Genomic DNA, 24,693 nt, shown 5'->3' with positions numbered 1-24,693 from the left:
CGATCCTGCGCACTCGGTGACCGGCCTAGCCGAAACGTGGCGAACGGGTGAATCCGAGTCGATTGCGGATTACCGAAGTCTGTTGTGACCCAAGTCACAAACCCCTGCTCACAGGTCGGGAGTCGCCCTCCGACAGCGGGTCAGGCGGCGTTGCTCGATGACGCCGGGCCGGCTCGGCGTTGAAGCGTGTGTTCCACGCCGAGGACCCGGCCGGCCCCTGGGCGCGCCCACCGGGCTCTGGTCGGGCGCGCCGGGCGCCAAGGCACCCGAGGCGCCCCACCCGCACAAGGTCGGCGACCACTGGTACCTGCTGATCGCCGAGGGCGGCACCGAGCGCGGCCACGCCGTCTCGATCGCGCGCGGCCGTTCGGTCGACGGTCCGTTCGAGCCCTGCCCGGACAACCCGGTGCCGACCCACCGGGGTACCGACCACCCCGTGCAGAACACCGGCCACGCCGACCTGGTGCAGGCACCGGACGGCGCGTGGTGGATGGTGCTGCTCGGCGTCCGACCTCTCGGGGGCACGCCCGGCCGGCTCACCCTGCGCGCCGACGGCGGCTCGCTCGACGACCTCGACGTCACCTTCGTCGGCCGCCGCCAGCAGCACCTGTCGTGCCGCGCCCGCGCGGTGATCGACGCGAGCGAGGGCAGCGGCGGCCTGGCCGTGCGGCTCGACGAGCGGCGCACTACTCGATCGAGGTGGCCGACGAGGTGGTGAGCGCCCGCGCGCATCGGGCCGCCGCACTCCGTGCCGGGCACCGCTCCGGTGCCGGTGGGCGAGGTGGTCCTGGAGGTGGTGATCACCGAGACGCGGACGTTGGCAGACGCCGGGCGCTGACCCGCAGGGGGCTGACCCCTGGGCTCTAGCCCTATGGGGGCAGGGCCGTGCTGCCGCGGACGGTCAGCGTGGTGGCCGGCTCCAGCCCGAGCTGCGGCGGTTGCTCGCCGCGCCCCAGGGCGAGGGGCCAGCTCACGTCGTCGATCCAGTACCGGATCGCGTTGACCCGCGGCCCGAACTCCGACAGCACCACCCCCACCCCGTGCCGGCGCGCCGCCCGTTGAGCACCTCGGACACGGTCGGCACCGACACCCCGGCGGGCCAGTACGACCGCGCGACCACCGAATCCCCACGGCGTGTCACCCCGTGGGTTTCCACCACATCAACGAAAGTTTCCAGCGAACGGTGTTCCAGGGGTCGCCCCGCCCGGTGATCCCGCACCCGTCACCGGACTGCGCCGCTTCGCCGACCCGGTCTGACGGACCGCCCGCGCGTCACCTCCTGCCACGGTCCCAGTCCCCGGCAGGGCTTTGTCCGGATCCGGCGTCAAGCCTCCGGAACGGCGAATTCACGCGGCAAACCGCAAAAATAGGTGCAAGGCAGGTGTTGATTTGTTCCGGCCAGAAGAGCCGCCGAACAGTCCAGTGGGGGGAGCGAGATCCCTCCCGGGAGCGAAATGCGCCTGCGAATTCGACCGGATGGACCACCCGGTGGTGGACCGCCCGACAGTCACCTGTTTGCCGTGTTGCACGACCTTGGCCACCGAATCGCCGCCGAAGTACTGTCTACTCCTGCCTGTTCGACAATTCATGAATCCCCGTCGATTGGAATGGGAACACATGAGAACCACGCTCCTGCGCTGCACGGCTGCGGTCCTCCTGTTCTTCGGCATGGCGGTCTCCGTCGTGCCGGCGCACGCTTCGCCCGCCCGACCGGGCGCCTCCCCCGAGCGCCACTGTGTCGTCCACCTCGGCGTGGCCGAGAAGGGACAGCGGTACTCGCCGATGTCGGACCTGCGCTGCTTTTCCTCCCCCGCGGAGGTGCGGGCCGAGATCGCGCAGGAGAACGCGCGGCCCGACATCGGTATCCAGGCGGTCCTGATCGGCACCGACTACACCGATCCGAACTACGCCGGCAGCTCGCTGAACTGGACCGCTCCCGGCGCGTGCTACTACAACGGCACCCGGCCCAGTTGGGGCGCGCCCAGCATGCCGGCGGGGTGGGACAACGTCGTTTCCTCCACCCGGACCTACTCCGGCTGCAAGGCGACCATGCTCTACGACTACGCGAACTACGGCGGGATCTCGATGGTGACCGGGTGCAACTCCACGACTCTTTCCTTCATGGACAACCGGGCGTCGGCGCGGGAGTGGACCGACCAGACCTACGGGCAGCCCTGCTGACCGGTCCCACCGCAATCGACCGAAAGGGAATTTTCGCGAGGAAATTCGGAGCACTGCCGCTCGTCGCGGCGACGGCCGTCGCCCTCGTGGTGCACGCGTCGCCGGCGCAGGCGACGAGCGCGGTGGCCACTACGGCAACAACCGGGGACGCGGCATCGACGTGAACGAGGACACCATGGTCGCGTGCCACGGCGAGACGACGGCACGAACGCGTTCACCCAGTACCACGTGGGCGGCGTGGACGCGGCACCCGGCGCGGTGACCGCGCACGTTCGCGGGGTCGGGACCGGCTCGTCCCGGGCCCGCGAGCGTCGGCTGCCTCGAACAGCAGGCGTGCGCGCTGTCCGGGGTGGCCGTGGCGCTGCGTGCCCGGGCGAGCGCCCGGTCCAGCGCGTCCGGCGGTGGGACACGTACCACCAGGACCGCCCAGCCGCTGCCTCAGCAGCACCCGGAAGGGGTGCTCGTGCGGCCGGCCAACCGCGAGCCGACGCGGGGATCGGCGAGCAGGCGGTCCAGCGCCTCGCTCGTGGTGGTGACGACCAGGGCCACGCGCGGGGTGCGGTGGTGCGACCCGGCGACGTCCAGCAGGGCGACGGCCTCGTCGGGGAAGCGCGCCGGTGCCTCGTCGAACTGGTCGACCACGACGGTGAGGCGACGCAGGTCGTGGCCGACGAGGTGGCGGTTGACCAGGTCCTCGACGCGGTCCGGCGCGATCCCGTCCACGCCGGCGACGACCCGCACCGGCCGGGCCTCCGGCGGGGTGGTCCCCAGGCGCAGGCACGCCGGGTCCACCCCGTCGGGGCGGTGGAGGCGTTGTCCAGGTCCGCGCACCGGTTGGCCCCCACACCGCGCAGCCGTGACGTGACGTGACGTCGCCGGGCCGTGCCGACACCAGCGAGGGGCCATGACCCGCGAGCCGATGTGGCCACGCGGAGGACCGGCAGTCAACGCGCACTCCCAGCCAGGTTGTTAGCGCTCACTTATTCCACCTCATCGAATCGTGGTCGAACAACGTGTCGATCGGACCGCATAAACCCAGGTAGAGCCTACTTCTTCAATGGTGGCCCGCTCAGGAGACTGAACACCCTTTTTCACAACAGGAGCCTTGTGAGCGTGAACAACGGGTGCCACACTGGCTCTGTCGAAGCACGCGCCGCCGACGGGCTCCGCCCACGCGCAGCCCGCACCGCACCGACGGCGTGGTGACGTTCACCAACGCCGACCACCACAGCACCGCCACAACCGGCGAACCCGGAACTCCGGAGCTTCGGGGAACGCCTCCCCCGGCGGTGCGGCAGCACGGATGACATCCGGCACGTCGTATGCACCGAGGAGTGAGGCCAGGGTGGCGGCAACACGACTCCCCCGTCCCCGCGGGGCGGCAACGCTGTTGGCGGCAGGCGTGCTGCTGCTGTCCGCGATGACGGCGGTACTGCACACGCCGTCCGCACAGGCGTTGGAGAACGGCGTCGCGCGTACTCCACCGATGGGGTGGAACTCGTGGAACACGTTCGGCTGCAACATCAACGAGGCGTTGATCAGGCAGATGACCGACGCGGTGGTCAACTCCGGCATGCGCGAACTCGGCTACGAGTACGTCGTGGTGGACGACTGCTGGATGAACCCCAACCGCGACTCGGCGGGCAACCTCCAGGGCGACCCGAGCCGGTTCCCCAGCGGCATGAAGGCGCTGGGCGACTACATCCACGCCCGGGGCCTGAAGTTCGGCATCTACCAGGCGCCGCTGGCCGAGACGTGCGCGCAGTACTTCAACTCCTACCCCGGTGCGACCGGGAGCCTGAACCACGAGGCGCAGGACGCCCGCCAGTTCGCCGCGTGGGGCGTGGACTTCCTCAAGTACGACTGGTGCCACCCCAGCGGCACGATCGACGACCAGGTGCGCACCTTCGCCAAGATACGCGACGCGCTGCGCGACGCCGGGCGCCCGATCGTCTACAGCATCAACTCCAACAGCATCCACGACAAGACCGGTCCGCGGCGCAACTGGAGCGACGTGGCCAACATGTGGCGCACCACCGAGGACATCACCAACAAGTGGGACACCGGGCAGACCAACGGCTACCCGATGGGCATCCAGAACATCGTCAACGTCACCGTGCCGCTCGCCTCCTACGCCGGACCGGGCGGTTTCAACGACCCGGACATGATGGAGGTCGGCCGCGGCGGCATGACCGACACCGAGATGCGCAGCCACTTCACCCTGTGGGCGATCATGGCCTCACCGCTGATCGCCGGCAACGACCTGCGCAACATGGACGCCGCCACGACCACCGTCCTGAAGAACGCGAGCCTCATCGCCATCAACCAGGACAGCCTCGGCCTCCAGGCCAGGCAGATCTCCAACGACGGCACCCGGCGCGTCCTGGCCAAGCGGCTGGCCAACGGCAACGTCGCGGTCGCCCTGTTCAACCAGGGCGGCAGCACGACCACCGTCTCCACCACGGCGAGCGCGATCGGCCTGACCGGCAGCTCGTTCACGCTGCGCGACGCCTGGACCAACGGCACCACCACCACGTCCGGCGCCATCTCGGCCGGCGTCCCCGCGCACGGCACGGCGGTGTACGTCGTCAGCGGCGGCGGAGGCCCCGCGCCCACGTCGTTCTCCTTGGTGAGCCAGAACTCCGGTCGCTGCCTGGACATCCCCGGCAGCACGCCGACCAACGGCGCGCTCGCCCAGATCTGGGACTGCCACGGCGGCACCAACCAGAGGTGGACCCGCACCTGATCCCCGGGCACGACCTCCGGGTCCGCCGCCGACCGCACCGGCCACCCCGCGCACCTCGAACCTGACCTGCGCCGGGGTCACGCTGTCGTGGCCGGCGTCCACCGACAACGTCGGCGTGACCGGCTACCAGATCCTGCGCGACGGCACCCGGGTCGGCTCCGTCACCGGAACGACGACCACCACCACCTACAGCGGCCCGGCTGCCACCACCCGCTACGAGCACCACGTGGTGGCCCGGGACGCCCGGAACAACCGCTCGGCCGCCGGTGAGGGTGAAGCGGAGGGGCGTGGAGCGCGGGTCACGACTCGGACGTTGAGCCACCGGGCCTCCCCCGAGGTGGTGGGGTTGACGGCGTGCCGGCGGGCGGCGGGAACGGGTCCTACACCCGCAGGGTGTCCAGGACCGAGGCGGCGATACGTCCGGCCGACCGGTCGTAGACCCCGGCCAGGCGGTGGAACGCGTGCTCCGCCCGGATCGCGGGCCAGTCGGCGGGGAGGTGCCCGGTCGGCAGCCGGGGGTCCTGGCGCACCAGCTGCAACCACTCCGTGTGCAGCAGGAGCTGCCGCGCGAGGTCGTCGACGGCCTCCGGCAGTGGCGCCTCGTGGTCCCAGCGGTCGAGGAACGCGTGGTAGCGGGCGGCGATCGCGGGCACGTCGAACGCCGCGTGGACGACCTGGTCGGCCTCCGTCGGTTCCGCCGTGCGCGCCGTGAACACCCTCAGGTGGTCGTCCAGGTCCAGGTCGCCGACCAACGCCGGCACGTCCACGTGGCCCGGTGCGACCCACAGGCCGTTCTGGAGCGGCCCGAAGCCGCCCCACACCAGTCGCGACCGCAGGTCGTGCCGCCGGCTGCGCCACGACTCGGGCAGCGAAAAGCCGATCATGGTCCACGTGCCGTCCCAGTCGGCGTTGACCGCGCCGCGCCGCCAGACGCGGTGCTCGCCGTCCTTCAGCACCGCCGTGGAGCGCGGAGTCAGGCCGAAGTAGACGCGTCGGCCGCTGCGGTACCGCGTCAGCAGTTCCCGCTTCACCATCCGGCCCAGCGTGGACCGCACCGCCTCCTCCGACACCGCGACGCGGGCGAACACGTCGATCACGCTGCCGGAGAACACGGCGATGCCCTGGTTGAGCACGTGGATGCCCAGGAAGCTCAGCATCAGCGACTGCGGTCTGACTTCCGAGGCGGTGTCGAGCGTGGCCACGGGAGGAGCGTAACGCGGATGAAGTTGGCCACAATATTGACGGCGGACATGTATACGCCTAACTTCAATCGCATGGAGCTGCCGGGGAAGGTCGCGATCGTCACCGGCGCCGGACGCGGCCTGGGGCTGGTCTACGCCACGGCCCTGGCCGGGGCGGGCGCGGCGGTCGTGGTGAACGACGCGGACGGGACCGCCGCCGAGCGGGCCGCCGAGGCCATCACCGCGACGGGCGGGCGAGCCGTCGCCGAGGTCGGGGCGGTCGGCGACGACGAGGTGGCCGAGCGGCTGGTGGCGTGCGCGGTGCGGGAGTTCGGGCGGCTCGACGTCCTGGTGGCGAACGCGGGCGTGCTGCGGGACCGCGTGCTGTGGAAGATGACCGACGACGACTTCGACGCGGTCGTGCGGGTGCACCTGCGCGGCACGTTCACCTGCGTGCGGGCCGCGGTGCGGCGGATGCGCGAGCAGGGCGACGGCGGCAACGTCGTCGCGGTCGGGTCCCCCGCCGGCCAACGCGGCAACTTCGGGCAGACCAACTACTCGGCGGCCAAGGCCGGCATCGTCGGCATGGTCCGCACCTGGGCCGTGGAGTGCGCCCGGTCCGGGATCGCCGTCAACGCCGTCATCCCCGTCGCGGCCACCGCGATGACCAGGACCATCCCGGCGTTCGCCCCCCACGTCCAGGCGTGGGAGGAGCGCGGCGAGCCGCTGCCCGACTGGCTGCGCGCGGGCGAGGGCTTCGGCGCTCCCGAGGACGCGGCCGGGATGGTGCTCTTCCTGTCCGCCACCAGGGACGTCACCGGGCAGGCCGTCGGCGTCGGCGGCGACCGGCTGTCGCTGTGGTCGCACCCCGAGGAGGTCGCCGTGGCCTACCGCGAGGGCGGTTGGCACGCCGGGGCCATCGCGGCCACGTGGCGCACCTCCGTCGGCCGCACCCCGCAGACCTGCGGCATCCCCGACCCGCGACCACCGCGGAGGTGACGGCGTGGACCTCGACGACGTGGTCGCCATCGACGTCCACACCCACGCCGAAGTCTCCGCGAGCGGGCACGGCTCCCTGTCGCCGGAGCTGCTCGCGGCGTCGGCGGACCACTTCAGGGTGCGGGGCCACCGCCAACCCACGATCCCCGAGACCGCGGCGTACTACCGGGAGCGCCGCATGGTCGCCGTCGTCTTCACCGTGGACGCCGAGCACGCCACCGGCCACCCGCCGATCCCCGACGAGGAGGTCGCCCGGGCGTGCGCCGAACACGCCGACGTGCTGATCCCCTTCGCCTCCGTCGACCCGTGGCGCGGGCGGGCGGGTGTCCGCGCGGCCCGGCGGCTGGTCGAGGAGCACGGGGTCCGGGGCTTCAAGTTCCACCCGAGCCTCCAGGGCTTCGCGCCTGACGACCGCCTGGCGTACCCGCTCTACGAGGTGATCCAGGAACTGGGCGTGCCGGCGCTGTTCCACACCGGGCAGACGGGCATCGGGGCGGGTGTGCGGGGCGGCGGCGGCATCCGGTTGCGCCACTCCGACCCGATGCTCGTCGACGACGTGGCCGTCGACTTCCCGGACCTGCGGATCATCCTGGCGCACCCGTCGTTCCCGTGGCAGGACGAGGCGCTCGCGGTCGCCACGCACAAACCGCACGTCCACATCGACCTTTCCGGCTGGTCGCCGAGGTACTTCCCGCCCCGGCTGGTCCGCTACGCGAACACGCTGTTGCAGGACAAGGTGCTGTTCGGCTCGGACTACCCGGTCATCACGCCGGACCGGTGGCTCGCGGACTTCGCGGAGCTCGACATCAAGCCCGAGGTCCGCTCCAAGATCCTGAAGGACAACGCGGCCCGCCTGCTGGGCCTGGGCGGGGACTAGCCGTGCGCGACCAGGGCATCGGGTCGTGGCCCGCGCGGCGGGCCCGCGGGACACCGGACAGGGTCGCGGTCGTGCACGAGGACCGCGAGTGGACCTACCGGCAGTTGCACGACCGGGTGCTGCGGCTGGCGCACGCCCTGCGGCGGCTCGGGGTTCGGCGGGGGCACCGGGTGGCCTACCTGGGGCCCAACCACCCGGCGTTCCTGGAGACGTTCTTCGCCGCCGGGGCGCTGGGCGCGGTGTTCGTGCCGCTGAACGCGCGCCTCGCCCCGCCGGAGGCGGTGCACGTCCTCACCGACTCCGGCAGCACCGTGCTCGTCCACGCGCCGGAGCAGGCCGACCTGGTGGACGCGGTGCGGGACGAGGTCCGGGACCTGTGCGTGGTGGCCCTCGCCGGCCCCGCGCCGGGCGGGTTCGGCTACGACGACCTGCTCGGGGGCGGGCCGCCGGAGCCCCTGGACGAGGCCGTCCTGCTCGACGACCCCTGCCTGATCATGTACACCTCGGGCACGACCGGGCGACCCAAGGGCGCGGTGCTCACCCACGGCAACATCACCTGGAACACCGTCAACGTCCTGATCGACATGGACCTCGCCTCGGACGAGGTCACGCTGGTGGTCGCGCCGCTGTTCCACGCCGCCGGGCTGAACATGGCGTGCCTGCCCGCGCTCATCAAGGGCGGCACCGCGATCCTCGTGCCGCGGTTCGACCCGGACGAGGCGCTGCGGACGATCGAGCGGCGGCGGGTCACCCACGTGTTCGGCGTGCCGACCATGTTCCGGGCGATGGCCGCGAGCCCCCGCTGGGTGGACGCGGACCTGTCCAGCCTCCGGCTGGTCCACTGCGGCGGCGCGCCGGTCCCCCGCGCGCTGATCCGCGCCTACCTGGAGCGCGGCCTGTCGTTCGGCCAGGGCTACGGCATGACCGAGACCTCGCCGGGCGCCCTGTGCCTGTCCCGGGAGATGGGCACCGCCAAGGCGGGCTCGGCGGGCGTGCCGCACTTCTTCACCGACGTGCGGGTCGTCCGACCGGACCGCACCGAGGCGGAGCCCGGGGAGAAGGGCGAGATCGTCGTCTCCGGGCCGAACGTGATGCGGGGCTACTGGCGGCGGCCGGAGGAGACGGCGCTGGTCCTGACCCCCGACGGCTGGTTCCGCTCCGGTGACGTGGCCACCTCCGACCCCGACGGCTACGTCACCGTCGTCGACCGGGTCAAGGACGTGATCATCTCCGGCGGGGAGAACGTCTACCCGGCCGAGGTCGAGAACCTGCTCCACGAGCACCCGGACATCGCCGGGTGCGGCGTGATCGGGGTGCCCGACCCGGAGTGGGGCGAGGTGGGCAGGGCGGTGGTGGTGCCCAGACCGGGCACGTCGCCGAGCGAGGCGCAGGTCCTGGGGTTCCTGCGCGGCAAGCTCGCCGGGTACAAGATCCCGAGATCCGTGGTGTTCGCGGCGGAGTTGCCGCACAGCGCCGCCGGGAAGCTGCTGAAGGAACTCGTCCGCGCCCGCTACGGCGCGGACCGGCCCTCGACGGGAGGCAGTGGCGTGGGACTGACCGCTGAAGGTCTCGACGGGTTGACAACGTTGGCGGGCACCGAACTGGGGCACACCGCGTGGCACGAGGTGACGCAGGGGTCGGTCGACCTGTTCGCCGACGCCACCGGGGACCACCAGTGGATCCACGTGGACGTGCGGCGCGCGGCGAGCGGGCCCTTCGGCGGCACGATCGCGCACGGCCACCTCACCCTGTCGCTGGTGCTGCCGCTGTTCGGGGAACTGCTCACGATCAACGGCGTGCGCATGAGCGTGAACTACGGGCTCAACAAGGTCCGCTTCCCCGCACCGGTCCCGGTCGGAGCCCGGATCCGGCTCCGCGGCGCCGTCGGGTCGGTGGCGGAGATCGAGGGCGGCGTCGAGATGGTGGTGGACTTCACCGTGGAACTCGACGGCGGAGACAAGCCCGCCTGCGTCGCCCAAGCCGTGTTGCGGCACTACGCGTGACCGGCGCGGCGCCGCGGCCGCGCGGCGCCGGACGACACGGGGACCCCGGCCGCGGTCGGCACGTCGTGCGCGACCGCCCCCTTCCGCCTCGTCGGAGGTAACGCATGGCGACGACGCCCGAGACCGATCGACGCTCCCTCGCCCGGGTCGCGGGCACGAGCTTCATCGGCACCACCATCGAGTGGTACGACTTCTTCATCTACGCCAACGCCACCGCGCTGGTGTTCGGCACGCTGTTCTTCCCCCGGCTGTCCCCGACCGCGGGCACGCTGGCGTCGCTGTCGACCTTCGCGGTCGGCTTCCTCGCCCGTCCGCTCGGCGGCGTGCTGATGGGGCACTTCGGCGACCGCGTCGGCCGCAGGTCCGTGCTGGTCGCCTCACTCATGATCATGGGTGGCGCGACGATCCTCATCGGGCTGCTGCCCACCTACGACTCGATCGGGGTGTGGGCGCCGATCCTGCTGGTGACGCTGCGGTTCGTGCAGGGCCTCGGCGTCGGCGGCGAGTGGGGCGGCGCGGTCCTGGTGGCCGTGGAGCACGCGCCGCCGTCCCGGCGCGGCTTCTACGGCAGCTTCCCGCAGATGGGCGTGCCCGCCGGCATCATCGCGTCGAACCTGGTGTTCCTGGGGCTGAGTTCGGTGCTGTCGCGGGAGCAGTTCCTGGCGTGGGGCTGGCGGGTGCCGTTCCTGCTCAGCGCGGCGCTGATCGCGGTCGGGCTCTACGCGCGGGTGAGGATCGCCGAGTCGCCGGTGTTCCTGGAGGCCAGGCGACGGCGCCCGGACGCGAGGATGCCGGTGGTGGAGCTGCTGCGCGGCCACTGGCGGCGTGTGGTGCTGGTGGGCCTGGCGTTCATGGCGGCCAACACCATCGGTTACACCACGATCGTCTACGTCCTGTCCTACGCCACGGGCGCGCTGAGGATGGAGCGCACCACGGTGCTGCTGCTGGTGCTGTTCGCGAGCGTGGCGCAGTTGGTCGCGACACCGCTGCTGTCGGCGCTGTCGGACCGCGTGGGCCGCCGCCGGGTGTTCGTCGCCGGTGCCGCGCTGTCGCTGCTGTGGGCGGCGCCGATGTTCCTGCTGCTGGACACCCGCAACGCCGCGCTGGGTCTGATCGGCCTCACCGGGGCGGTGATCTTCCTGTCCGGCATGTACGGGCCGCAGGCGGCGATCGCGTCGGAGCTGTTCCCGACCCGCGTGCGCTACAGCGGCGCGTCGCTGGGCTACCAGATCAGCACGATCACCGGTGGCGCGGTCGCGCCGCTGATCGCCACCGCCCTGTACGCCCGGACCGGCACGTCGATGTCGGTCGCGTTCTACCTGGCGGTCGTGTGCCTGATCAGCCTCGTGGCGGTGCTGCTGGTGCCGGAGACGCGCGGCACGAGCCTCACCGCCGGGGACGACCCCACCCGTGCTCCCGCCCGGTCGTAGGGCGCACCGTCGTGCTCAGCCGTCGGTCCAGGTGCCCGCCGCGTCGAGCAGGCGGTCCAGCAGGGCGTCGGACACCGGACCCGGTTCGAGCGCGCCGCGGTAGAGCAGCGGGCCGATCAGCAGCGCCGCCGCGTCACGGGGATCGACGGCGGCACGCAGTTCCCCGGTCCGCACCGCCATCTCCAACGCCGCGCGGAGCCGGCCGCCGATCACCGCGGCGAGCCGGTCCCGCCGGTCGGTGATCCGGGGGTCCCACACCGCGCCGTGCAGCAGCGAGGTCGTCACCGCGAGCACGTCGGGCAGGGCCAACTCGTCCGCGAGCACGCGCAACCGGGCCTTGAGCCAAGGCCGCACCGGGCTGGTCGGGTCGAGGAAGAACGGCATCCGCACGCCGGCCATCGCGTCGGTCAGCAGCTGTTCCGGTCGTGGCCAGTGGCGGTAGACGGTAGCCCGCCCCACCTCCGCGCGCGAGGCGACGCGCTGGTGGGTGACGGCGGCGGGCCCTTCCTCGCGCAGGAGGTCCCGCGCGGCGGCGAGGACCGCCTCACGGCTGCGGGTGACGCGCGGGTCTTCGGTGTCGGCCACACCCGCATTCTATGAGACATGTTGACTCGGAGTTGGGCGATCTGCCAGGCTGCCAACTATGAGACAGATTGACCCACAACCTTCCCGACTGGTCGTCCTCGGCGCCACCGGGCGCACCGGGCGGGCCGTGGTCGACATCGCGCTGCGCGCCGGGCACACCGTCACCGCCGTCACCCGTCGGGCCGATGCCCTGCCACCCGCGCCCGGGATCACCGCGGCGGTGATCCCGGACCTGGCCGACCACGACCGCCTCACCCGCGCCGTCGCCGGCCACGACGCCGTCATCAGCGCCCTGGGCGCCACCGGGCGCGGCCCGGTCGCGGTGTGCGCCGACGGCGTCCGCGCCGCCCTGCTCGCGATGGGCGCGACCGGCGTCCGCCGACTGGTCGTGGTCAGCGCGCACGGCGCGGCCGAGAGCCGCGACCGCTCGCCGTACTCGCTGGCGCTGTGGGCGTCGGTCGGGCACCGGATGCGCGACAAGGAGTCGATGGAGGCGCTGATCCGGGCGTCCGACACCGACTGGACGATCGTCCGACCTCCCGCGTTGCGCGACTCCGCGCCGACCGGCCGCTACCGGACCGGCACCGACCTGCGCATCCGGTTGACCACCGCCGTCTCCCGGGCCGACCTCGCGGACTTCGTCGTGCGCGAGGCCGTCACCCCCGCCTACCTCCACCTCGCGCCGGGGATCGCCGCGTGAACACCGCCGGCGTGAACACCACCGGGGTCCGGGCCGACCCGCACGGCCGCACCGCGTTCGTCACCGGCGGCACCGGCGGCATGGGCCGGGTCATCACGACCGAACTGGCCAGGGCGGGCGCGCACGTCGTCACCACCAGCCGCGACCCCGACCGCGGCCGAGCGCTGCGCCGGCGGGTCGCGGACGAGGTCGGGGCCGACCGCGTGGAGGTCCTGACCGGCGACCTGACCTCCCGCGTGGACCTGCACCGGCTCGCCGCCGGGTTCAGCGCGCGCCACGACGTCCTGCACCTGCTCGTCAACAACGCCGGCGCGCATTACCGGGACCGCCGGCTCACCGACGACGGCGTGGAGGCGCACCTGGCCGTCAACCACCTCGCCGGCTTCACCCTCACCCACCTCCTGCGCGACCACCTGCTCGCGGCCGGGCGCGCCCGCGTGGTCAACGTCGTCTCCGCGACGATGTCCGACGCCCGCACCGTGCCCCTGCCCGGCCGCCCCCGGCCCGTGCCGCTCGACCTGACCGGTGTCACCGACGTCCGCGACCTCAACCCGGCCGAGGGGTACGCGCCGTTCGCCGCCTACGCCCGGTCCAAGCTGCTCGCGACGACCTGCGGCTACGAGTTCGCCGAACGCCTGCGCGGCACGGGCGTCACCGTCAACGCCGTCCACCCCGGCATCGTGGGCACCGACCTCGTCGACGACGTGGTGCCGACCGCCCTCAAGCCGTTCCGCCGGCTCATCCGCCGCTTCCTGCTCACCCCCGAGCAGGGCGCCGAGGCGGCGCTGCGCCTGGCCACCGATCCCGACCTCGCCGACACCACCGGCCGCTACTACGTCCGCGACCGGGAGGCACGCTCACCCGAGGTCTCCTACGACCCCGACGTGCGGGCCGCGGCCTGGCGGCTGAGCCTGGCCTGGGCAACCGCGCCGAGCGGCGGCCGGATCACCTCGCACGCGCCCACCGCGCGGACCAACCGCGGGTCCGAACCGTCGCCGAGTTCGTGATCCGCTCAGGCGGACCCCGGCGGATCACCACACCGGGTGAGACCACCACACCGGTTCACCACCGGGGAATCGCCCGACTCGCGATCACCGCGCCGTACCGGGTGGAACAGACTTCACCGGACGGGTACGGGTTCACGCACCCGGAGCAGCCCGACCGCGCCGCACCAGACCCGCCCACCGACCCCGGGACGACGACCACAAAGGACCCCCGGGCGGGAACTGCCCGATGTGGCGGCGGCACCTTCCGCGCCCGGCCGCGACGAGCGCCCCCGCCGGCACCCGTCGCCCGCCTCGCGTTCCCGACTTCGGCCCCGGTGCGCGCTCCTTGCCCCCGCCACCGGCGGTTGCCAGGATTCCGCCCCGAGAAGCAGGTTCCTCCGGGGAAGGACGGCCGCCTTGTCGAACCGACTGAAGAAGCACGCGCTCGCCGCGGCGGCGCTCGGCCTGGGGCTGGCCCTGGTGTCGCCGCCGGCCGGCCAGGCGGCACCGGTCGCGGCAGCGGCCTGCACGTGGCAGGCCACCTCCTGGGACCTGCCCGCCGAGACCAACGGCGGTGTGCTGGAGGGCTACAGCGGCAGCCGGTACGCGGTGGGCACCACCGGCAGGTTCGTGCCGCTCAGCGGCCTGGTCGACCCGCGCGGAACGCTGTGGGACAACGGGAAGGTCGTGCAGCGGGCCACCGCCGCGACGCCGGGGTACCGCGACGTGAACGCCGCCGGGCGGATCGTCGGCTACGACTACGTCAACGGCAGGCTGGTCGGCGTCACCATCGGCCGCGACGGCAGCGCCACCCCGCTGCCCGGCAACCCCGCGTGGGACGGCTACTCGGCCGAGCTGGTCAACAACGCGGGTGACGTCGTCGGGTACGCCGACATCGGCACCCGGGACGTCGTGGTGCTGTGGCCTGCCTCGGCGCCGGGCACCTACCGCGAGCTGCCCTCCCCCACCGACGTCCGGACCATCCACCCCGTCGACGTCGACGAGCAGGGCCGGATCGTCGCCACCACCGGGACGAGCTGGGGCGGTGGCCTGGTGCGGGACACCGACGGCCAGTGGCGCGTGCTCGCCGCGCAGGTCGCCGGCGGCTACAGCAACCCGAACGCCATCCGCAACGGCCGGGTCGTGGGCTCGCAGGGCACCGACAGCGGCCACGCCGCCACCGAGTGGACCGCGCGGGGCGTGCTGGTCCGCACCTTCCGCAACTCCGGTTCGGCGTCCGCCATCGGCGGCAACGGCACCGTCGGCGGCCGCACCACCGTCAGCGCGGGCCAGCGGACGGTCCTCTGGCGCGACGGCGTGGTCGTCGAGCAGCCCGCCACCGTCCCGTGGACCTTCCAGCTGCGCTGGATCAGCGACGACGAGAGCACCCTCGTCGGGAGCGACGGCGGCCGTCCCGTGCAGCACCGCTGCTCCTGACCCACCACCCGCGCGCCCCGGGGAACGGCGGTGTCGGGCGGCGGGGAACCCCGGTCGGACGACCAGGCGTGATCGGCCCGGCGCCGGGTCGTCCGAGCCCCGCTGTCGGCGCCCACCACGTCGGTGCACCCGTCCGGGTGACCACCGCGCGCCGGGACACGCGAACGAACCGGACCCGGCCCGGAGGGGCGCGGCGCTCCGCCGTGCGGACGAGCGCGCGGCGTGCCTACAGTACGGCCGGCGCTCCTCGGAGGGTGCCCGGTCGGGCCGAGAGGAGTCGCCGGTGGCCGTCGACGCGCAGGAACCCCCGCGGGGGTGGGTCCCGGTCGAGCACCGCGTCCTCGGGCTCGACCGGCGGACGTTCGCCCCCGCCCTGACCGTCCTGGTGATCGCGCTGGCGCTGATCTACGGGCTGCCGGCGCTCAACGCGGCGATCCCCTGGCACGACGAGGTCCGGGCCGGTGACGTGCTGGACCTGGGGAACGGCGCGACGGCGGTGCCGCCGGTCGGCTGGCACCTGGAGAGCGGCACCCTGGTCGGCCGGGAGCAGGTGAACCCGGTCCACCTCCAGGCGCTGCTGGCCTCGGGCGGGGCGACGGTGGAGCTGCGGGGCGCGGCCTTCGACGGGACCGCGCAGGCGTTCCTCGACCAGGTGGAGCGCTCGCAGGGCGACGACGTGCCCGGCGTGGACGGGTCGCGCGCCACGCTGACCACCGACGCGGGGGTGGTGGGCGTCGCGCGGAGCACCACGGGACCGGGCGGCGACGGGCTCGACGTGGCGTTCAAGGTGGCCGTCGGCGCGGACGGCCCGGCCGAGGCGGCGCCCGCGCTGCTGGTCCGGGTCCGCACCGCGCCGGGCCAGTTCGAGCGGTACCGGGGCGAGGTGGCGGCGCTGCTGCGCAGCATCACGCCGGAGGCGGGGCGATGACCGACGTCGGCACGGGCAAGGCGGCGCAGCTGGCCGCGATCGAGCAGTCGGGGTGGGGTCTGCCGTTCCGGTTCCTCCAGCCGCGCAACGCGGCGTTCTGGGTGTACGTGCTCGGGGTCGGCGGCGGTGCGCTGACGATGCTGCGCTACTTCGGCCAGGGCGGCGGGTTCTACGCGCCGGCCCTGACCGGGGGCGTGCTGCTGTTCGGGCTCTACCTGGTGCCCTGGCTGCTGCTCCTGCGCCACCACAACCGCTACACCCGCCAGCCGGCGGGGCTGCTGGCGACCGGCTTCGCCTGGGGCGGCGTCGCCGCGACGTTCTGGATCGCCCTGCCGGCCAACACCGCGCTGCTCGACATCTGGGCGAAGGTCGGCGGCACCGCGTTCGCCTCCGACTGGGCCGCCGGGCTCATCGCGCCGATCAACGAGGAGGTCGGCAAGGCGCTCGGGCTGGTGCTGCTCATCGGCCTGGCCCCGCGCCTGGTCCGCAGCGCCTACGACGGGTTCGTCATCGGCGCGTTCACCGGCCTGGGGTTCCAGGTCTTCGAGGACGTCCTGTACGTGTTCAACGGCGCGACGCAGAACTTCGGCGTCGACCAGCTCGGCTCGTCGCTCCAGGTGTTCCTCCTGCGCGGCGCGTCCGGGATCGTGTCGCACGCGTTGTTCAGCGCGATCTTCTGCGCGGGCCTGATGTGGGTGCTGGGCCGCGCGCCCGGCGAGCGCGACGTGCCCCGGGGCGTGCTGACCATGCTCACCGCGATGGTGTTCCACTTCGCCTGGGACGACATGGCGGGGCTCAGCGGCGGTGGCGCGCTGTTCTTCCTCCTGCTGCCGCTCATCGCGGTCGTCGAACTGGTCGTGCTGTTCCACGTCCTGCGGCACGCCGCGCGGCGGGAGCGCGCCTGGGTCCGTGACCTGCTCGGACCGGAGGTCGCGGCGGGGGTCGTCGACCCGCCGCTGCTCGACGCGGTCAGCGGCCTGCGCAAGGAGCGCAAGGCGTACCGCGAGCACCTGCGCAGCGGGCGCAAGGCACGACACCTGGTCGAGGGCGCGCAGGACCTGGCCGAGGAGATCGCCCGCGCGGGCGGCGAGGACACGCGCGAGGTGGCCTACGCCCGAGCCGAACTCCTCCGCCTCCGCGCCACGCCCTGACCCCGGGTCTCGGCGGTGGGCCGGCGGGGTGTGCCCCGGCGGTGCGGGGACGACGTTCGGGTGTCGGGGACAGCGGCGGCATCCGCGACCGGGCCGCGTGGCCGGACATCTCCGTCACTCGATCGTCGAGCACAATGACCGGTGGACCGGGATCGGTGGTGCCGGTGATCGAGTCATCGGCCGGAGGAGAGCGATGCGTGGCCTGATGCGCAAGAAGACGACCTGGGCGGGGTTGGCGTTCGTGGTGGTGGCCGCGATCGTGGGGTTGTGGGCCTTCCAGCCCTGGAAGCTGTGGACGCGCAGCGAGGTGGACGAGGCGCTGCCCACCGGGTTCGCCGTCCCGGCGAGCACCGCGCCGGTGACCAGCGGACCGCCGGAACCCGCTCCCACGACCACGACCACTTCCGAGCCCGCGGAACCGGCCGTGCTCGCCGCGGGCGAGTTCGTCACCCAGGAGCACGAGACGCGCGGTACCGCCAGCGTGCTGAGCAGCGGGGGCGAGCGCATCCTGCGTCTGGAGGGCTTCTCCACCTCGGACGGCCCCGACCTGCACATCTGGCTCTCCGACGCGACCGCGGGCGGCGAGTGGGGCAAGTACGACGACGGCCGCTACCTGGCCCTGGGCCCGATGAAGGCCACCGACGGCAACCAGAACTACGCCATCCCCGCCGACGTCGACCTGGCCGGCCTGCGCAGCGTCGTGGTCTGGTGCGACCGCTTCAACGTCGCCTTCGGCTCCGCGCCCCTGGCCCTCTGAGGTGGTCTTGCGACGCGTCCACCGGTTATGGGAAGGGCTCAGCGGTAGACCGGCGGGGTGTGTCCCGGCGGTGCGGGGACGACGTCCAGCCCGGGGTCCCCGACCAGCGCTTCGACCGCGGCTCGTCCGGCGCCGATCCCGGCCCAGTGCGGGTCCACGTCGCTGGTGAAGCACCAGCCGCGGTCGGCGGGCCACGCGAAGGCCGGCGGCGCGCAGGGACCTTCGGCGCCCAGGACCCCCTCCCAGTCCGCGATGTCGGTCAGCGAGCCGCGCAGCAGGGCGTAGCGCCGGTGTGGGAGCGTGACCACCGGACCCCACGGCGGCAGGGTGATGTCCGAGTAGCCCTCCCAGACGCAGAAGTAGCACTCCCCCGGTGTGGTGGTGAACCGCGCGAGCAGGTGGAGCGCCCGTCGCGCCTGGTCGAGGTCCGAGGGGTGGTCGGCGTCGACCTCCACGTCCGCCTCGGCCTGGCCTGGCGCGGTGGGGTCGGGGATGAAGCGCAACCGGGCGTAGGCGTCGTACCCGGCCGGTCCGAGGGTGATCAGCTCCATCGACGGGGTGGGAGAGCGCACGAGCCAGTCCGCGACCGAGGGGTCCGGGTGGAAGTCGAGTGCCACCGGGGCAGGGTAGCGGGAGGGCTCCCCGCGGCGGGGACGGCGCCACGCCGCGGGGAGCCGGTCGGCTACTCGAAGAACTTCAGGCTCCAGCCGGTGTCCGCGGTCGGGCCCGGGACGTTGGCGCGCCGGTAGGTCGTGCTGCCCCACCAAACGAACGTGCCGGTGTACCAGTAGCGGTTGTCCCAGTGGTAGGGCGTGCCCTTGGCCACCGCGTGGTACATCATCGGCGACCTCGGGCCGGCCGGCGGGCTGGCGGCGATGTCGCCGTCGGGCAGCGCGAACGTGTTGTGGCCGGGCCCGTTGACCTGCAGGGTGGGGTCCCAGCCGGTCATCATGGTGGCCCGGTTCGAACCGAACAGGCAGCCGTTGGACTTGTACCAGTCCCACACGTAGGTGGGGTTGCCGCCGGCGCGCAGCCGCAGGTCCGCGACGCAGTACTGCTCGCTCCAGCTGCCGTTGGCCGAGTAGACGACGTGCAGCTGGCCGTTGGGGTCCTTGATGACCTCGGGCGCCTCGTTGATGAACGGGTTGCCGACCACCCGCTCCCACGGCTCGCGCGGCTGCGAGATGAGGTGGCGGGCGCCGACCGGGGTGAGCGGGTCGGACATGCCGGCGATGTAGAGGTTCTGCTCGACGTTGGTCGTGCACTCCCAGCCCGACCAGATGAAGTAGCGGCGGCCGTTGAACGTCACCGGGACGCCGTCGATGGCCCACCGCTCCTCGGGCAGGGCGAGCAGGACCTCACCGGTGTAGCCCGAGGCGGGCGAGGCCGAGTGGATCGCGTACATCCGGTGCGCCGCGTCGGTGCCCGCGGTGAAGTAGATGTAGTACCGGCCGCCGTCGCGGACGATCTCCGGCGCCCACACCGAGCCGAGGTTGCGCGCGTCCCGCCAGACCAGGGCCGCGGGCGCGGAGGCCAGGGCGTCCGGGGACGACGCCTGGCGGACCTGGATGCCGCCACCGCCCACCTGGGCCGAGACGTAGGTGGCGCCGACGCGGATGACGCTCGGGTCGGCGGCGCGCAGCGCGGTCCGCCCCAACGAGGAGAGCCCGCAGGCGTCGGGTTCGGCCGGTTCGCCGAACGCCTGCTGCCCGGACAGGACGAACGCGACCACGGCGGCGGCCGCGGTGAGTCGCTTGGGTAAGGCACGTGCGATGCCGGAGGGTTTCATGGGACTCCTTGAGCGGTGCAGGGGACCACTTCGCGCGATCACACGCCCTCCGGCGGCTGTGGATCGTGTCGGCTCACGCGGTGTGAAAGTAACACGCAGAACCGGTGTCCGGGCGGTACGAGGCACCCCCTTCCGCCGACCGCGGCCCGCCGGTGTGGCCGGGCCCGGGAACCGGTGGCGGGGGAATCCGGTGTCGGGGGAGCCGGTCGGCCGCGCCGGTTCTTCACCGGGACAGCTTCACCGGGACAGGAGGTCGTCGAGGTCGCCGACCAGTTCGCGCCTGTTCCGGCTGCCGAGCTTGTGCCGGATCTTGGTGACGTGGTGCTCGACGGTCTTGGCGGAGATGAACAGCCGGTTGCCGATCTGCCGGTAGGTCAGGCCCTCCAGGACGAGTTCGGCGACCTGCCGTTCGCGTTCGCTCAGCACCCCGGCGGTCGTGCCGGCGGTGTGGTCGGCGAGTTGTCGCGCGATGTCCAGCAGGCGGGTGATGGCGGCGCGGTCGGTGGTGCGGATGGCGGCCTGCCACGCCAACCTGGTGGCGTCCCAGCGCAGGCCGGCGGCGTGCAGGGCCTTCGCCGCCTGGTCGACGACGGCCACGTCGACGTGGCCGTCGACCAGGGTCGCCCAGCAGTCGGCAGCGGGTGCGAGCGCCTTGCCGAGGGTGGTGCGGTCGCGGTGGCGCACGAGGTGTTCGTGGTGGTCGCGCACCGCCGGACGGCGACCTGCCACGAGTGCGGCCTGCATCGCGTGCCAGTGCGGCAGCACCGACCACGACGCGGGGTGCCCGCAGCGGTCGAGCAGGTCCCACGCCTGGTCCAGGTGCGCCTCCACGTGGTGCCACCGGCCCAGGCGGGCGGCGGCGACGGCGAGTTCTCCCAGGGGCAGCAGGGTGAGCAGGTCCACGGGCTGGGCCAGCAGCGCCTGGTACGCCCGTCCCCACTCGTCGTCCACGGCGCGCAGGTCCCCCGCCCGACGCGCCAGTCCGACGCGCGCGGCGGCGGCCAGCAGCGCTTCACGTGGTTCCAGTCCCCGCGCGTCGGGCAGGGCGTCGGCCGCGGCCGCGTGGTCGCCGGTGAGCAGGTGCCGGTGGGCGTCCAGGAGCCGGTGCCGGGCGGTGGAGGTGTCCTCCGGTCGGGCCCGGACCCGGGAGAGCAGGGCCTCCGCCGGTTCGAACTCCCCCAGGTGCAGGGCGAGTTGGGCGGCGAGCGCGGTCGGCGTGTCGGGGAGCAGCAGCGGCCGGTCCAGGGCGTGGGCGGTGTGCGCGGCGGAGATCAGGGCCGACAGCGCGTCGGTGGGCGCGCCGGTCACCGAGTCGAGCACGCCCCGGGCCATGGCCCGGCCCACGGTGTCGGGCAGGGCGGTCGCCGTGAACTGCTCCTCCAGCAGCTCGGCGGCGGTGCGCCACGACCCGGTCGCCGCGTGGCCGATGGCGGCGATGTGCCGGGCATCGGCACCCCGGGCGGAGGCGAGCAGCTGTGCGGCACGGGCCAGTTCGCCGCGCCGCGCCAGCACCACCGCGGTGACGACCGCACCGGCGGAGGTGCCCGCCACCTCGTCGGCGACCCTCAGCGCGCCGTCGAGGTCGCCGGTCAGCACGCGGGCCTGGGCCGCGCCCGGTGCCCACCGCTCCGGCGGCGCACCCGAGCGGGCCGCCGCGGCGAGGAACCGCTGCGCGAGGTCGGGCCGGTCGCGCAGTGCCTCCCGCCCGGCGTCCAGCATCAGGTCGGCTTGGCGCGCGGTCACGACCGGGGCGTCCAGCACCGACTCGGCCAGCCCCCGGACCGGGAGCCCGCGCCGCTGCTGCTCCCGCACCAGGGCCCGCAGCACCGCGGCGCGTTCCCGCGGGTCGGCCAGCGCCCGACAGGCGTGCGCGACGATCGGCACGACCGCACCGTCCGCGCGGATCGCGCTGACCGACCGCGCCTCCTCCACCGCGAACACCAGGGCGTCGCCGCCCACGCCCAGGGCCTCGCCCAGCAGGTCGTCGTCCAGCGGGGCACCCAGGGCCAAGGCCAGGACCAGCCTCCGGGTGTCGACGCCCACCGCGTCGAGCACGGGCCCGAACGCCCCCACCGGATCCGCCGACACGGCGAGCTCCACGAACGCCGGCACCCCCGCGGTCTGCTCGTACACCGCGTCGAGCCGGGCCGCCGCCGGCGTCGAACCGGTGCGGGCGAGCATCCGCGCGACCTGGGCGCGCCGCAGCGGTCCACACCGCACCCGCAGCACCGGGGGTGCCAGGGCGCCCAGCAGCACGCTCAGCTCCGGGTTGCGGTGGAACGGCCGGTGGGCGACGGCGACCGCCGCGCCGGAGGCAACCCGGCGGGTGAGCCCGGCGAGCACCTCCCCCGGCGCCCGGTCGGCGTCGTCGACCACGGCGAACCGGTCGCCCAACGTGGAGAGCAGCGCCGTCTTGCCGCAGCCGGCCGGGCCGCTGAGCACGACGTGCCGCGCCTCGTCGACGCGCTCCCACGCTCGTTCGACCACGGGGTCGAGGACCATCGGGCTGGTGTCCGGTGACGACATGCGGCCGGGCGCCTCCTCGTCGAGTCGGTGTCTCCGGCATTCGCCGTGTCCCTCGATCCGGTTCACCACCGGGGGGATGCGGGCCGAAGACCCCCTCCCCCTAACGCAACGCAACCCACTCCCCTATCGGATGACCATCGAGCGGACTAGGGCTCATACCCGATGTGATGAAGCCGGATCGCACCTAGCGTTGTCCGGGCAAGCCGAGGACAACGCTCAGGAGCACATCGATGGACCCCGTCCAGACCCTGCACGACTTCACGCTCACCCTGCTGACCGACCCGACGACGCGGTCCGCGTTCCAGAGCGACCCGCAGGCCACCCTCCAGGGCGCCGGCCTGGGTGACCTGAGCCCGCTGGACGTGCGGGAGGTCCTGCCGCTGGTGCTCGACTACGCCCCGTCCAGCGGCCTGGGCGACCTCGACTCGACCCTGTCCGGCGTTTCGCTCGACGAGGCGCTGGACCTGATCGGCGCCGGCTCGGTCGACCTGGGTCGGGACGCGCTGGGACAGGGCGTCGACGACAACAGCGCCACCGCCGCCCTGTCCGGCGTCGCGGCCGCCGCGCACCACCTGACCGGTGACCTGGGCGTCGACCTGGTCGACGACCTCGACGCCGACGTGCTGAACACCGTGCACGACCTGTCCGCGGGCACCGGGGTCACCGACATCGTCGACACCGAGGTCCTGGACACCGCCCGGGTGACCGACGTCGTCGGGGACGTCACCACCCTCCACACCGGCGACCTCGGTGTCGACGACGTCCTGTCCGGCGACGTCACCGACATCGCCGACATCACCGGGATCACCGACAGCACCACCGGCCTGCACGACATCGCCCAGACCGGCGACGTGCTCAGCGACATCGTCCACTTCGGCGACGTGGCCGACATCGGCGACGTCACCACGAAGGTCGGCGACATCGCCAACGTCGGCAGCATCACCGACGTGTCCGACGCCCTCGGCCACGTCGACCTCGGTGGCGTGCTGAACGACAACGACATCGCCTTCTGACGCCGCGGGCTGCCCACCCGCGCGCGACCGCCGTCCCGGCCGAGACCCCGCACCCGTCCCGCAGCGACGGGCACGCCCCCGTGGTGCGGGGTTCTCGGCCGGGGCGGGGGCGACGGTGCGGGGACCGGCTCGGCGAGGACGGTGCGGGTCGCCCCCGGCGTCCACGCCCGGTCAGAAGTCGGCCGCCAGCGCCACGGCGCCCCCGGCGTCCCCGGCGTCGAGCACGGTGAACCCCGCGGCGTCGCGGCGCAGCACGGAGCTGTTGAGGTTGCACGTCATCGGGACGGTCCCGGTGCCGACGAACCCGCCCGCCGGCGACTGCCGGCCGGCGCGGTCGCGCACCAGCACGCGGTACGCCCGGCCCGGCGTGAAACCGGTGGCCTCCAGCTTGATCTCCATGCCCCACGTGTGCGGGACGAGCGCCGCACGCGCGGACACACCCGGCGCCGAGCCGGCGACCGCGACCGGCTCCAGCGGCGCCGTCGGGCGTCCCACCGCGTAACCGATGCCGCCCGCCGACACCGCGATCAGCACCGCCGCCGCGACCAGCGCGGCACGACGGGGCGCGCGGCGGGGCCGGCGCTCGGCCCGGATCCGCGCCAGCACCGACTCCCCGAGGCCGGCGGGGACCGCCGGCGCGTCGGACACCCGGCTCGGGTCGGCCAGGCCGAGCAACTCGACCGCGGGCCGCAGGTCGGCGACCTCCGCACGGCAGGCCGGGCAGCCGTCGACGTGGGCCTGCACCGCGATCCGCTCCGGCTCGCCCAACTGCCCCAGCACGAACGCGCCCAGCGATTCGCGGAACGGGTCGCCGCTCACCGGGTCACCCCCATCTCCTCCAGGGTCAGGCGCAACGCCTTGATGCCGTAGTACACCCTGCTCCTCAACGTCGCCTGCGGCACCCCCAGCTCGGCGGCCACCTCGGGGTAGGACCTGCCGCGCAGGTAGGTCTCCACCAGCGCGAACCGGTGGTCGGCGCTGATCCTGCGCAACGCCTCCTCGACCAGCCACCGGTCCAGTGCGGCATCGGCGAACCCCAGGTCGGCCGACGCCGCGTCGACGAGCGCCCCGTGGTGCTCCGCCGGCCGGCGCCGGCGAACCCGGCGGAGGTGGTCGAGCACCAGGTTGCGGGCGATCGCGAACAACCACACCCGCAGGCTCGCCAACTCCGGGTCGAACCGGTCGGCTGAGCGCCACGCCCTCAGGAACACCTCCTGGACGACCTCCTGCGCCACCCCCTCGTCGTCCACCTGCCTCAGCGCGTACCGGTACAGCTCGGGTCCGTGGGCGGCGTAGGCCGCCCGGACCCCGTCCTCCGCACCGAGGTCGACCTCGCGGTGCCCGGTCATCCGCCCGCCCTTCTCTCGTTGGGCGTACGTGACAGCCGCCGATTTCGTTCGGGTG

General features: G+C 73.5%; 23 protein-coding genes. 14 read left to right on the top strand and 9 right to left on the bottom strand.

The genetic code is table 11. The features are described from left to right. Positions 1-157: 157 nt before the first annotated feature. On the top strand, positions 158-718 hold the full coding sequence (locus ACFP3R_RS27535) for a family 43 glycosylhydrolase (RefSeq protein WP_380639833.1): 561 nt from the start codon (positions 158-160) through the stop codon (positions 716-718). Positions 719-869: 151 nt separating this feature from the next. Here the strand turns inward: ACFP3R_RS27535 and ACFP3R_RS27530 are convergent, their stop codons facing one another. After that, positions 870-1,028 (bottom strand): hypothetical protein, encoded by a 159-nt coding sequence (locus ACFP3R_RS27530; protein WP_380639831.1) that lies wholly within the window; start codon positions 1,026-1,028, stop codon positions 870-872. Positions 1,029-1,617: 589 nt separating this feature from the next. Here ACFP3R_RS27530 and ACFP3R_RS27525 point away from each other — a divergent pair. Beyond that, positions 1,618-2,181 carry a hypothetical protein gene (locus ACFP3R_RS27525; RefSeq protein ID WP_380639829.1) on the top strand — a complete coding sequence of 188 codons (564 nt, stop codon included), beginning with the start codon at positions 1,618-1,620 and terminating at the stop codon, positions 2,179-2,181. Between the two features lie 438 nt (positions 2,182-2,619). On the opposite strand, the gene ACFP3R_RS27520 is transcribed toward ACFP3R_RS27525, so the two are convergent. Further along, positions 2,620-3,012, bottom strand: coding sequence for a hypothetical protein (locus ACFP3R_RS27520; protein WP_380639827.1), 393 nt, complete (start codon positions 3,010-3,012; stop codon positions 2,620-2,622). A 514-nt stretch (positions 3,013-3,526) separates the two neighbouring features. On the opposite strand from ACFP3R_RS27520, the gene ACFP3R_RS27515 reads away from it, so the two are divergent. Next, positions 3,527-4,927, top strand: a complete 1,401-nt coding sequence (locus tag ACFP3R_RS27515) for an RICIN domain-containing protein (protein ID WP_380639825.1) — start codon at positions 3,527-3,529, stop codon at positions 4,925-4,927. Between the two features lie 380 nt (positions 4,928-5,307). On the opposite strand, the gene ACFP3R_RS27510 is transcribed toward ACFP3R_RS27515, so the two are convergent. Further along, positions 5,308-6,129 carry a PaaX family transcriptional regulator gene (locus tag ACFP3R_RS27510; RefSeq protein WP_380639823.1) on the bottom strand — a complete coding sequence of 274 codons (822 nt, stop codon included), beginning with the start codon at positions 6,127-6,129 and terminating at the stop codon, positions 5,308-5,310. A 72-nt stretch (positions 6,130-6,201) separates the two neighbouring features. On the opposite strand from ACFP3R_RS27510, the gene ACFP3R_RS27505 reads away from it, so the two are divergent. From ACFP3R_RS27505 to ACFP3R_RS27490, 4 genes are all read left to right on the top strand, one after another. After that, a complete protein-coding gene (locus tag ACFP3R_RS27505; protein ID WP_380639821.1) occupies positions 6,202-7,107 on the top strand; it encodes an SDR family oxidoreductase in 906 nt (301 codons plus the stop codon). A gap of 4 nt (positions 7,108-7,111) precedes the next feature. Next, positions 7,112-7,984 carry an amidohydrolase family protein gene (locus ACFP3R_RS27500; RefSeq protein WP_380639819.1) on the top strand — a complete coding sequence of 291 codons (873 nt, stop codon included), beginning with the start codon at positions 7,112-7,114 and terminating at the stop codon, positions 7,982-7,984. A 2-nt stretch (positions 7,985-7,986) separates the two neighbouring features. Further along, complete coding sequence (locus ACFP3R_RS27495) at positions 7,987-9,987, top strand: long-chain-fatty-acid--CoA ligase (RefSeq protein ID WP_380639817.1); 2,001 nt, start codon at positions 7,987-7,989, stop codon at positions 9,985-9,987. A 104-nt stretch (positions 9,988-10,091) separates the two neighbouring features. Beyond that, a complete protein-coding gene (locus ACFP3R_RS27490) occupies positions 10,092-11,417 on the top strand; it encodes an MFS transporter (RefSeq protein ID WP_380639815.1) in 1,326 nt (441 codons plus the stop codon). A 15-nt stretch (positions 11,418-11,432) separates the two neighbouring features. On the opposite strand, the gene ACFP3R_RS27485 is transcribed toward ACFP3R_RS27490, so the two are convergent. Beyond that, positions 11,433-12,002 (bottom strand): TetR/AcrR family transcriptional regulator, encoded by a 570-nt coding sequence (locus ACFP3R_RS27485; RefSeq protein WP_380639813.1) that lies wholly within the window; start codon positions 12,000-12,002, stop codon positions 11,433-11,435. Positions 12,003-12,060: 58 nt separating this feature from the next. On the opposite strand from ACFP3R_RS27485, the gene ACFP3R_RS27480 reads away from it, so the two are divergent. The 6 genes from ACFP3R_RS27480 (at position 12,061) to ACFP3R_RS27455 (ending at position 17,961) form a co-directional block, all read left to right on the top strand. After that, positions 12,061-12,702: an NAD(P)-dependent oxidoreductase gene (locus ACFP3R_RS27480; RefSeq protein ID WP_380639811.1), complete on the top strand. Its 642-nt coding sequence runs from the start codon at positions 12,061-12,063 to the stop codon at positions 12,700-12,702. Next, the gene (locus ACFP3R_RS27475) at positions 12,699-13,709 is read left to right on the top strand and encodes an SDR family NAD(P)-dependent oxidoreductase (protein ID WP_380639809.1); all 1,011 of its coding nucleotides are present in this window, start codon (positions 12,699-12,701) and stop codon (positions 13,707-13,709) included. The genes ACFP3R_RS27480 and ACFP3R_RS27475 overlap by 4 nt, the downstream gene beginning before the upstream one ends. Positions 13,710-14,105: 396 nt before the next feature. Next, positions 14,106-15,125, top strand: a complete 1,020-nt coding sequence (locus ACFP3R_RS27470; RefSeq protein ID WP_380639807.1) for a hypothetical protein — start codon at positions 14,106-14,108, stop codon at positions 15,123-15,125. 283 nt (positions 15,126-15,408) lie between these two features. After that, complete coding sequence (locus ACFP3R_RS27465; RefSeq protein ID WP_380639805.1) at positions 15,409-16,053, top strand: hypothetical protein; 645 nt, start codon at positions 15,409-15,411, stop codon at positions 16,051-16,053. Further along, positions 16,050-17,204, top strand: a complete 1,155-nt coding sequence (locus ACFP3R_RS27460; protein WP_380639803.1) for a PrsW family intramembrane metalloprotease — start codon at positions 16,050-16,052, stop codon at positions 17,202-17,204. The genes ACFP3R_RS27465 and ACFP3R_RS27460 overlap by 4 nt, the downstream gene beginning before the upstream one ends. A 193-nt stretch (positions 17,205-17,397) precedes the next feature. Next, the gene (locus tag ACFP3R_RS27455; protein ID WP_380639801.1) at positions 17,398-17,961 is read left to right on the top strand and encodes a DM13 domain-containing protein; all 564 of its coding nucleotides are present in this window, start codon (positions 17,398-17,400) and stop codon (positions 17,959-17,961) included. 38 nt (positions 17,962-17,999) lie between these two features. Here ACFP3R_RS27455 and ACFP3R_RS27450 read toward each other — a convergent pair whose 3' ends face one another. From ACFP3R_RS27450 to ACFP3R_RS27440, 3 genes are all read right to left on the bottom strand, one after another. Continuing rightward, positions 18,000-18,578 (bottom strand): hypothetical protein, encoded by a 579-nt coding sequence (locus ACFP3R_RS27450; protein ID WP_380639799.1) that lies wholly within the window; start codon positions 18,576-18,578, stop codon positions 18,000-18,002. Between the two features lie 65 nt (positions 18,579-18,643). Then, positions 18,644-19,750: a glycoside hydrolase family 43 protein gene (locus ACFP3R_RS27445; protein ID WP_380639797.1), complete on the bottom strand. Its 1,107-nt coding sequence runs from the start codon at positions 19,748-19,750 to the stop codon at positions 18,644-18,646. Positions 19,751-19,987: 237 nt separating this feature from the next. Further along, positions 19,988-22,276: a helix-turn-helix transcriptional regulator gene (locus tag ACFP3R_RS27440; protein WP_380639795.1), complete on the bottom strand. Its 2,289-nt coding sequence runs from the start codon at positions 22,274-22,276 to the stop codon at positions 19,988-19,990. Between the two features lie 230 nt (positions 22,277-22,506). Here ACFP3R_RS27440 and ACFP3R_RS27435 point away from each other — a divergent pair, with 230 nt between their 5' ends. After that, on the top strand, positions 22,507-23,289 hold the full coding sequence (locus ACFP3R_RS27435; RefSeq protein WP_380639793.1) for an IniB N-terminal domain-containing protein: 783 nt from the start codon (positions 22,507-22,509) through the stop codon (positions 23,287-23,289). A gap of 171 nt (positions 23,290-23,460) precedes the next feature. Here the strand turns inward: ACFP3R_RS27435 and ACFP3R_RS27430 are convergent, their stop codons facing one another. Beyond that, the gene (locus tag ACFP3R_RS27430) at positions 23,461-24,108 is read right to left on the bottom strand and encodes an anti-sigma factor family protein (RefSeq protein WP_380639791.1); all 648 of its coding nucleotides are present in this window, start codon (positions 24,106-24,108) and stop codon (positions 23,461-23,463) included. Next, positions 24,105-24,638 carry a sigma-70 family RNA polymerase sigma factor gene (locus ACFP3R_RS27425; protein WP_380639789.1) on the bottom strand — a complete coding sequence of 178 codons (534 nt, stop codon included), beginning with the start codon at positions 24,636-24,638 and terminating at the stop codon, positions 24,105-24,107. Before ACFP3R_RS27425 ends, ACFP3R_RS27430 begins: the two co-directional genes overlap by 4 nt. Positions 24,639-24,693: the final 55 nt, after the last annotated feature.

The organism is Saccharothrix lopnurensis (assembly GCF_042658445.1).
In the GTDB taxonomy this organism is placed as follows: Bacteria; Actinomycetota; Actinomycetes; order Mycobacteriales; family Pseudonocardiaceae; genus Actinosynnema; species Actinosynnema lopnurensis.
The sequence above is the reverse complement of the archived record's forward strand: the minus strand, read 5'-3'. Positions and strand labels throughout refer to the sequence as shown.